The sequence below is a fragment of the Vibrio sp. 99K-1 genome (genome assembly GCF_013114585.1).
Lineage (GTDB): Bacteria > Pseudomonadota > Gammaproteobacteria > Enterobacterales > Vibrionaceae > Vibrio > Vibrio chagasii_B.
Map to the genome: position 1 here is coordinate 25,838 of NZ_VTXF01000048.1, position 6,219 is coordinate 32,056.

8 protein-coding genes are annotated in these 6,219 nt (G+C 47.8%); 6 read left to right on the forward strand and 2 right to left on the reverse strand.

Annotated features, from left to right (window positions below; all coding sequences use genetic code 11):
- Positions 1-7 precede the first annotated feature (7 nt).
- A complete protein-coding gene (locus F0228_RS24755; RefSeq protein WP_171762988.1) occupies positions 8-475 on the forward strand; it encodes an OsmC family protein in 468 nt (155 codons plus the stop codon).
- A 191-nt stretch (positions 476-666) separates the two neighbouring features.
- Here the strand turns inward: F0228_RS24755 and aroQ are convergent, their stop codons facing one another.
- A complete protein-coding gene (aroQ, locus tag F0228_RS24760; RefSeq protein ID WP_008216825.1) occupies positions 667-1,110 on the reverse strand; it encodes a type II 3-dehydroquinate dehydratase in 444 nt (147 codons plus the stop codon).
- 13 nt (positions 1,111-1,123) lie between these two features.
- Positions 1,124-1,963, reverse strand: a complete 840-nt coding sequence (locus F0228_RS24765; RefSeq protein ID WP_171762989.1) for a ThiF family adenylyltransferase — start codon at positions 1,961-1,963, stop codon at positions 1,124-1,126.
- 283 nt (positions 1,964-2,246) lie between these two features.
- Here F0228_RS24765 and F0228_RS24770 point away from each other — a divergent pair, with 283 nt between their 5' ends.
- The 5 genes from F0228_RS24770 to F0228_RS24790 are packed head-to-tail and all read left to right on the forward strand — an operon-like array spanning position 2,247 to position 6,081.
- Positions 2,247-2,924, forward strand: a complete 678-nt coding sequence (locus F0228_RS24770) for a 4-carboxy-4-hydroxy-2-oxoadipate aldolase/oxaloacetate decarboxylase (protein ID WP_171762990.1) — start codon at positions 2,247-2,249, stop codon at positions 2,922-2,924.
- Positions 2,917-3,981, forward strand: coding sequence for a 4-oxalomesaconate tautomerase (locus F0228_RS24775; protein ID WP_171762991.1), 1,065 nt, complete (start codon positions 2,917-2,919; stop codon positions 3,979-3,981). Before F0228_RS24770 ends, F0228_RS24775 begins: the two co-directional genes overlap by 8 nt.
- Before the next feature lie 27 nt (positions 3,982-4,008).
- Positions 4,009-4,887 (forward strand): amidohydrolase family protein, encoded by an 879-nt coding sequence (locus tag F0228_RS24780; protein ID WP_105058663.1) that lies wholly within the window; start codon positions 4,009-4,011, stop codon positions 4,885-4,887.
- Between the two features lies 1 nt (position 4,888).
- Positions 4,889-5,239: a protocatechuate 4,5-dioxygenase subunit alpha gene (locus F0228_RS24785; protein WP_105058664.1), complete on the forward strand. Its 351-nt coding sequence runs from the start codon at positions 4,889-4,891 to the stop codon at positions 5,237-5,239.
- Between the two features lie 2 nt (positions 5,240-5,241).
- On the forward strand, positions 5,242-6,081 hold the full coding sequence (locus F0228_RS24790) for a class III extradiol dioxygenase family protein (RefSeq protein ID WP_061034043.1): 840 nt from the start codon (positions 5,242-5,244) through the stop codon (positions 6,079-6,081).
- Positions 6,082-6,219: the final 138 nt, after the last annotated feature.

The following is a 6,219-nucleotide window of genomic DNA, read 5'->3' on the forward strand; positions in this document are numbered from 1 at the left end:
AGAAAACATGTCTGATTATGGTGCCCTGATTCGCTGGCAGAAAGGCGAAGATGAGGCTTTTAGCGATAACCAATACAGTCGCGGACATACATGGGAGTTCGATGGTGGCGTTATTGTACAAGCGTCGTCATCGCCTCACGTTGTGCCACTACCACTTTCCGTTGAGGAAAATGTTGATCCCGAAGAAGCCTTTATTGCGGCTATTGCCAGTTGTCATATGCTGACGTTTTTGGGCATTGCCGCTAAACAAAAGTACGTCATTGAGTCTTACGTTGATGATGCGATTGGTGTTCTTGAAGAGGATAAAGCGGGGCGAGCTTGGGTTAGCCATGTGACGCTTAAACCCCAAATCCAATTTGTTGGTGATAAGCGCCCATCGGATAAACAGCTCGAAAAGTTGCATCATCTGGCGCACAGTAACTGCTTCATTGCCAATTCTGTAAAAACCGAGATCACGGTAGAGATAGACTCGTAACCCACACGATTTTCTCAGTTGTACTCAGAGAAGTTAGATGTTTACTGATTTCGAGACGAGTTAAATAGATTAAGGGAGCAACTTAGCGATGCTCCCTTACTTTAGATAGTGACTGCGATTGATAGGGCATTGCTCAAGCCGATCTGCTTACAATGACTTCTTCAAAGCGCCTCTCAACGTATTCAGTTTAATTACTTATCTAACAGAAAATCTAACGCTAATTTATAGCCTTTTGTGCCCATACCTATGATGGTGCCTGCAGCGACAGGTGAGATGTAGGAGTGATGGCGGAAAGCTTCGCGTGCATGCACGTTAGAGATGTGGACTTCAACCACAGGTACTTCAACCCCTTTAATCGCATCGTGAAGAGCAATCGATGTGTGCGTGTAAGCACCCGGGTTAAACACAACGCCAGCGCATTCACCTTGAGTAAACTCGCGGCCCGCTTTGTGGATAGCATCAATTAGGCTGCCTTCGGTATTGCTTTGAAAACACTCAGCGTCATAACCATACTCTGCAGCAACTTTGCGGCAGTTTTCTTCTACGTCAGCCAGTGTTTCGTAGCCGTATTGTGCAGGCTCACGTGTGCCAAGTAGGTTCAGGTTTGGTCCATTGAGTATTAAGATTTTTTTCATTGAGTCATTGTCCTTAACGTAAATTCGCAAGCTGTGTTTGCTTAAAAGTATTGAGTTGTTGAGTTGAAACTTGGGTACCAGTGAACAGGGTGAACGCGTCATGCGCTTGATGGAAAAAGAGCTCAAAGCCACTCAACGTCTTGATAGATTTCTGCTGTGCGGCTTTTAGAAACTCTGTCTCCCGTGGGATGTATACGGCATCAAAACACCAAGCCTGCTCCTGCAACCAAGAGGCCTCAATTGGGCTGCCGGGTGTTTGATAATGACCGATGGGCGTGCAATTGAGGACACCTTCTGCTTTCTGTACCGCTGTTTCTAGCGTCGTTTCATTCAAGCATACGGTATCTATATTCTCAGCCGCAAGCAGCTTCGCCAGGCTATTCATTTTTGTTAGATCACGGTCATAGATTGCGATCTCTGTCGCACCGAGATCGGCAAGTGAAAAGCAGATTGCTTTGCCGACGCCACCACAACCAAGCACCACCACTTTGCCCAGCTTGTGCTGACCAAATTGGTTAAATGCAGCGATAAAGCCACTGTAGTCTGTGTTGTAAGCCGTGATCTGTTGGTCACGTTTAACCAGGGTGTTAGCCGCACCGACTCGCTTGGCACAGGGCGCGAGCTGATCGGCGACCGATAGTATTTGTTCTTTGTAGGGGTAGGTAACGTTAGCTGAATCAATCTCGTTGTCGAACAAGTCAGTAGTGTGCTGGTGGAGTGCTTCTGCGCTGTTAGTAGTCAGCTCTTCGAGTTGATAGTGCAGTTCAATATTAAGTTTTTCAGCAAGGGCATTGTGAAAATCTGGCGATTGAGAACGTTGGATGTTCTGCCCTATGAGTCGACATTGAATCATGATTCACTCCTTATCGTTATTTGTTACTACGCTAGCAAAACCCTCTTTCTCGCGATAATTGTTTTTTCCTAACACCCATTCAATTTTTGAAGATTACTGATAACGCAGGGCGCAGCACCTAAGCGGTAACTGGTGCAATTGCACTCCCTATCTCAAAATCTTATACCTTGCGAAATAATTGAAATATCGCCTTTGTCAGCACCTCTTTATAGTGAATGCATCAGCGAGCAGTAACCACCTTTGAAGGGATTCACCTGCCGAAATGTATTAAGAGGGAACACAAATGCAGAACAACGTCGTCGTACAAAATATTCAGCGCGCAGATAAAGAGCTTATTGAAGGCCTGCGTCAATGTGGTGTAGCGACCATTCATGAAGCTCAGGGTCGAAAAGGCTTATTGGCTCACTATATGCGCCCAATTTTCCAAGGCGAGGCGGTTGCGGGTTCTGCATTGACCATCTCAGGTGCAGCGGGTGATAACTGGATGATGCACGTAGCGATAGAGCAAGCAAAAGCGGGTGACTTCTTAGTATTTGCACCGACTTCCCCTTCTAATCACGGCTTCTTTGGCGACTTGCTAGCGACATCGGCGCAAGCGCGTGGTGTGGTCGGCCTTATCATTGAAGGTGGCGTACGTGACACTCGTGACCTGCGTGAAATGAATTTCCCAGTATGGTCTAAGGCGATCTTCAGTGAAGGTACCATCAAGGAGACACTAGGCTCGGTGAACGTGCCAATGAACTGTGCTGGTGCTCTGGTTTACCCAGGCGATGTGATGGTCGCTGATGAAGATGGCGTTGTGGTTGTACGTCGTGAGGAAGCGGAAGAGGTTCTGCATGAATCATTAGCGCGCATGGAACGTGAAGAAGCAAAGCGTGTTCGATTAGCGAACGGCGAGTTGGGTCTGGACATCTATCAAATGCGCGGCCGCCTAGAAGAGAAAGGTTTGAAATATGTCTAGCCATCCCTTCAGTGCACAATGCATGTGGATGCGCTCTGGTACATCAAAGGGAGCCTATTTCCTACGTAAGGATTTACCAGAGGACGAGCAAGCATGTGAGCAGTTCTTGTTGTCGATGATGGGCACCCCCGACCCAAGACAGATCGACGGAATTGGCGGTGCAGACCCACTAGCCTCTAAGGTTGCGATAGTGGAATCGTCAAAACGTGAAGGCGTCGACGTTGACTACCTATTTCAACAGGTATTTGTTGACCAAAAGCTTATTAGTGGCAAACAAAACTGTGGCAATATTTTAGCGGGTGTTGCACCGTTTGCGATTGAACGTGGACTAGTAGAGGCGCAAGAGGGTCACACCTCGGTTCGCATCTTCATGGAGAACACGCAGCAAGTAGCAACGGTTACCGTGCAAACCCCAAACAAGCAAGTGACCTATGCTGGTGACTGCCATATTGATGGAGTCCCTAATACCGCGGCTCCGCTAGCGGTTTGCTTTGAAGATACGGCTGGCTCTACCTGCGGTGCTCTGTTGCCAACGGGGAATGAAGTCGACGTGATTGACGGCATGAGCGTAACTCTGATTGATAACGGTATGCCTGTCGTGGTGCTAAAAGCTCAAGATTTTGGCCTTACTGGTGACGAATCCCGCGAGCAATTGGATGACAACGCAGAACTTAAGCAGCGTCTGGAGTCGATTCGCCTGCAAGCTGGGCCAATGATGAATCTCGGCGATGTTCGTGAACTAAGTGTGCCGAAAATGACACTGGTGAGCGCACCTCAATATGGTGGTGGTATTTCAACGCGTACTTTTATCCCACATCGCTGCCATGCGTCGATTGGCGTGCTAGGTGCGGTGAGTGTCGCGAGTGCCTGCATCTTGAATGATGCCCCAGCAAAGCGACTTGCTGAAGTCGAAATAGAAAAACAAATACATATCGATGTTGAACACCCAACCGGAAAGATGAGCGTAGTGTTAGACGTTGAACAAAATCAAGTCAAGTCCGCCGCGATCCTTCGCACAGCAAGAAAGCTGTTCGATGGCACCGTATTTGGACTGTAAGCCTGCTGAAAATAACAAGGAAGAAACATGGACGCTGATTACCTACCGTTCCACCCAAATCCAAGCAAGCCGAAGTTTGTGGTGCCAGAAGGCGCAGTGGATAGCCACTGTCACGTTTTTGGCCCTGCGGCTAAATTCCCCTACTCTCCGGCGCGTAAGTACACCCCGTGCGACGCGTCAAAAGAGCAGCTTTTTGCCCTGCGTGATCACTTAGGCTTTAGCCGTAATGTGATTGTTCAGGCTTCTTGCCACAGTACCGACAATCGCGCGCTTGTTGATGCGCTAGAGACCGCTGGTGAGTTAGCTCGTGGCATTGCATTTGTTGACGAGACCGTCACAGACGAAGAGCTACAAGCGATGGACAAAGCTGGCGTTCGTGGCGTTCGCTTTAACTTCGTGAAGCGTTTGGTTGATACGGTACCAACTGAAAAGCTTAAAGCAATTGCTGAGAAGATCCGCCCATTAGGTTGGCATGTTGTGGTCTACTTTGAAGCGCAAGATATTGATGATGTAACGCCGTTTTTAGAAGAGCTCAACATGACGGTAGTGATTGACCACATGGGGCGTCCTGACGTGACAAAAGGTGTTGATAGCCAAGAGTTTGGTAAGTTTATTTCCCTGATGGAGCGTAACCCAGATATCTGGTGCAAAGTGAGCTGCCCAGAGCGTTTGACGCAAACGCCACCGGATTACTCCGATGTGGTGCCGTTCGCTAAAACCTTGGTTGATCTGTTTCCAAACCGCGTACTTTGGGGTACCGACTGGCCACATCCAAACATGAAATCACACACTCCAGACGATGGCCACTTAGTGGATGTGATTCCACAAATTGCCACTACGGTGGAGCAACAGCAAGCACTACTCGTCACTAACCCAATGAAACTTTACTGGCCGGAGAGCGTGTAACATGACTTACCTAAATAATAAGCCGATCCCCGGCACGACTATGTTTGATGGCGCGATGGCGCGCAAAGGCTATGGCTTGAACAAGATGTGTCATTCACTCAACGAACAAGCGGGGCGTGATGCGTTTTCAGCCGATGAAATGGCTTACTGTGACAAGTATGGCCTGACGGAAGCTCAAAAGACGGCAATCAAGGAGCGCGATGTTTTAGGGTTGATCGCCGAGGGTGGCAGTATCTATTACCTTGCTAAATTCGTCGGTATGTTGGGACTCAACATGCAAGATATTGGTGCGATGCAAACGGGTATGACAGTTGAAGAATTTAAACAGATGTTAGTAGAGGCAGGGAAATAGTTATGGCAAAGATCGTTGGCGGAATTACCACTTCCCACATTCCTTCAATTGGTAAAGCAATTGAGAACAATCTACAACAAACTGAATACTGGAAGCCTCTGTTTGATGCGTATCCACCGATTCACCACTGGTTAGATGAAGTACAACCTGATGTTGCGGTCGTTTTTTATAACGATCACGGCCTAGAGTTCTTCCTTGATAAGAAACCGACCTTTGCGATTGGTGCAGCACAAAGTTATAAGAATGCCGATGAAGGTTGGGGTATTCCGACTATTCCCGAGATCAACGGTGACCCAGAGCTGTCATGGCACATTTGTAACGAACTGGTTGAGAACGAGTTTGATATTACCATCTGCCAAGAGATGAAAGTTGACCACGGACTAACTGTACCAATGCAGCTGATGTGGCCAAACTTCAGCTACGGTCATATGAAGGTGATTCCGGTATGTATCAACGTAGAGCAGCACCCAATGCCATCACCTAAGCGTTGTTACGACCTAGGTAAAGCGATTGGTAAGGCCGTTGAAAGCTACGATAAAGACTTGAAGGTTGTTGTGCTTGGCACTGGTGGTCTTTCTCATCAGTTGGACGGTGAGCGTGCTGGCTTTATCAATAAAGAGTTTGATCTTTACTGCATGAAGAAGCTGATCGACAACCCAGAAGAGCTGACTAAGCTTTCGATCTACGACCTAGTAGAGCAGGGTGGTGCGCAAGGTGCGGAATTCATTATGTGGCTTGGTATGCGTGGTGCATTGACGGGCGAGCTTAATGTGCTGAAAAGCAGCTATCACGCACCTGTGTCGAATACCGGCGCTGGCACCATGTTGATAGAAAACCGCTGATTATATTAACCGTCAAATGTTTAAAAAGCCCCAGAGTGAAGTGACCCCGTAAAGTTGGACATTTCTGTTAAGCGGCTTTCAAGGCCTGAGTTCGATATTCTATCGGAGTCAGGCCTTTTAGTTTCACTTTTATACGTT

Coding starts and splice junctions, on each gene's coding strand:
- F0228_RS24755 (WP_171762988.1), top strand. CDS start 8: ATGTCTGATTATGGTGCCCTGATTCGCTGGCAGAAAGGCGAAGATGAG.
- aroQ (WP_008216825.1), bottom strand. CDS start 1,110: ATGAAAAAAATCTTAATACTCAATGGACCAAACCTGAACCTACTTGGC.
- F0228_RS24765 (WP_171762989.1), bottom strand. CDS start 1,963: ATGATTCAATGTCGACTCATAGGGCAGAACATCCAACGTTCTCAATCG.
- F0228_RS24770 (WP_171762990.1), top strand. CDS start 2,247: ATGCAGAACAACGTCGTCGTACAAAATATTCAGCGCGCAGATAAAGAG.
- F0228_RS24775 (WP_171762991.1), top strand. CDS start 2,917: ATGTCTAGCCATCCCTTCAGTGCACAATGCATGTGGATGCGCTCTGGT.
- F0228_RS24780 (WP_105058663.1), top strand. CDS start 4,009: ATGGACGCTGATTACCTACCGTTCCACCCAAATCCAAGCAAGCCGAAG.
- F0228_RS24785 (WP_105058664.1), top strand. CDS start 4,889: ATGACTTACCTAAATAATAAGCCGATCCCCGGCACGACTATGTTTGAT.
- F0228_RS24790 (WP_061034043.1), top strand. CDS start 5,242: ATGGCAAAGATCGTTGGCGGAATTACCACTTCCCACATTCCTTCAATT.